This window comes from Methylomonas rivi (assembly GCF_024505165.1).
Lineage (GTDB): Bacteria > Pseudomonadota > Gammaproteobacteria > Methylococcales > Methylomonadaceae > Methylomonas > Methylomonas rivi.
On sequence record NZ_JANIBK010000282.1, the window covers coordinates 1 to 2,098 of the forward strand.

4 protein-coding genes are annotated in these 2,098 nt (G+C 60.8%); all 4 read left to right on the forward strand.

Going from position 1 to position 2,098, the window contains the following annotated elements; all coding sequences use genetic code 11:
• On the forward strand, positions 1 to 622 hold a 622-nt coding region (locus NP596_RS21095), incomplete at its 5' end, for a beta-ketoacyl synthase N-terminal-like domain-containing protein (protein ID WP_305891840.1).
• Positions 594 to 1,085, forward strand: a complete 492-nt coding sequence (locus NP596_RS21100; RefSeq protein WP_256617351.1) for a hotdog family protein — start codon at positions 594 to 596, stop codon at positions 1,083 to 1,085. The genes NP596_RS21095 and NP596_RS21100, both read left to right, overlap by 29 nt.
• A complete protein-coding gene (gene fabG, locus NP596_RS21105; RefSeq protein WP_256617352.1) occupies positions 1,082 to 1,810 on the forward strand; it encodes a 3-oxoacyl-ACP reductase FabG in 729 nt (242 codons plus the stop codon). Before NP596_RS21100 ends, fabG begins: the two co-directional genes overlap by 4 nt.
• Positions 1,804 to 2,098, forward strand: a 295-nt coding sequence (locus NP596_RS21110; protein ID WP_305891841.1) for a beta-ketoacyl synthase N-terminal-like domain-containing protein, incomplete at its 3' end; no start/stop codon positions are given. The genes fabG and NP596_RS21110, both read left to right, overlap by 7 nt.

Consider the following 2,098-nt stretch of genomic DNA (forward strand, 5'->3'; position numbering starts at 1 on the left):
GTGCCGCACCACTTTGCAGGGCTTTTCGGCCTTGGGCGCATTGAGCCCGCATCAATGCAACCCGTTCAGCAAACACCGCGACGGCACCGTGATAGGCGAAGGTGCCGCCCTGTTCCTGATGTCCCGCGAACCGGCACCGATAGCGCTGTTGGGGGCAGGCGCCAGCGCGGACGCCTATCATATTTCCGCACCGCGTCCCGACGGTTCATGCGCCCTTGCCGCCATGCGAAGCGCGTTACGGGATGCCGGCCTGCCAGCGCAACAAGTCGATTACATCAACCTGCACGGTACCGCGACGTTGCAAAACGACGCCATGGAAAGCCGCGCCGCAGCCGAGTTGTTCGGCCCCGCCACGCCGTGCGGTTCCAGTAAACCGGCCACAGGACATTGCCTGGGCGCGGCCGGTGCCATCGAGGCCGGTCTGTGTTGGCTGCTGTTGTCCGCATTAAACCGCGAAGCGCGCCTGCCGCCGCACCTTTGGGACGGAGAAGCCGACCCGGAACTGCCGACGCTGGGTTTCGTTACGCTGGATAAGCTTCAACCTAAGCGGCTACAATATTGCTTGAGCAATTCTTTTTCGTTCGGAGGTAACAATGTGTCCTTGCTCATCGGACGCTGCTGAACAGACAGCCGACTTCCCTTATGCGGTGGCTTCGCTATTGCCGCAATCGGGACGCATGGTGTTGATCGACAGAGTGCTGGAAGCCGGAGAAGGGCATATTACCGTGGAACTAACCGTGCGCGACGACGGCTTGTTCTCCGCCCCTGACCATAGCGTGCCGGCCTGGGTGGGCCTGGAGTTCATGGCGCAGGCGGTGGCGGCGTATTCCGGCTATCAGCGCAGATTGCGCGGCCAGGCGATAGATTTGGGCTTTTTATTGGGCACCCGCCATTATCGATGTTCGGCCGGCAGTTTCCGTTGCGGCGAAAAACTCACCGTCCGCGCCGAAAAAATCATCGAGGCCGCCAACGATATGGTGGTATTCGATTGCCGCCTGGAAGGTGATAACATCGAAGCAACCTCAAAACTGAATTTACTGATGCCGCAAGACTCGCAAAAATTTCTGGCCGGAAAAGGCGTATGAAGCAAAAAACCATTCTGGTCACCGGCTCCAGCCGCGGTATCGGCAAAGCCATTGCGCTGCGCCTGGCCAGCGAAGGTTACGATGTGGTGCTACATTGCCGCAGCCGTTTAATTGAAGCCGAGCAGGTCGCGGACGAAATCGCCCGGATGGGCCGGCAGTCGCGCGTTCTGAGTTTCGATCTGGCCGACCGCCAAGCCGCCCGCGCTGCCTTGGAAGCCGACATCGCCAGCCACGGCGCTTACTACGGCGTGGTCTGCAATGCCGGCCTGTCGCGCGACAACGCCTTCCCGGCTCTCAGCGACGAGGATTGGGACGCGGTTTTGCGCGGCAATCTGGACGGCTTTTATAACGTGTTGCACCCCGTGGTGATGCCGATGGTGCAAAGCCGCAAGCCGGGCCGCATCGTCACCTTGTCTTCGGTATCCGGCTTGATCGGCAACCGCGGCCAAGTCAATTACAGCGCCGCCAAGGCCGGCATCATAGGCGCGACCAAAGCCTTGGCGCTGGAACTGGCCAAGCGCAAAATCACCGTCAACTGCGTCGCTCCCGGCCTGATCGAAACCGATATGTTGGAAAATTTACCCTTGGAAGAAATTCTTGCCGCGATACCGGCCAGACGCGCCGGCACCCCCGCCGAGGTGGCGGGACTGGTGGCGTTTTTGATGTCCGACGATGCCGCATATATCACCCGCCAAGTAATCTCCGTGAATGGTGGTTTATGTTGAACCGGCGCGTCGTAATCACCGGCATGGCCGGCTTTTCCCCTATCGGTAACGACTGGGCGGAAATCCGTGCCCGGCTGACGGCCAAGCGTTCCGGCATTCGCTATATGTCGGATTGGGATAAATACAACGGCCTGCTGACCCGCTTGGGCGGGCCGGTGGAAAATTTTAGCCTGCCCGCCCATTACACCCGCAAGAACACCCGCAGCATGGGCCGCGTCGCCTTGCTGGCCACCCGCGCCACCGAATTGGCGCTGAGCGATGCCGGCCTGCTGGGCGACCCGGTCATCA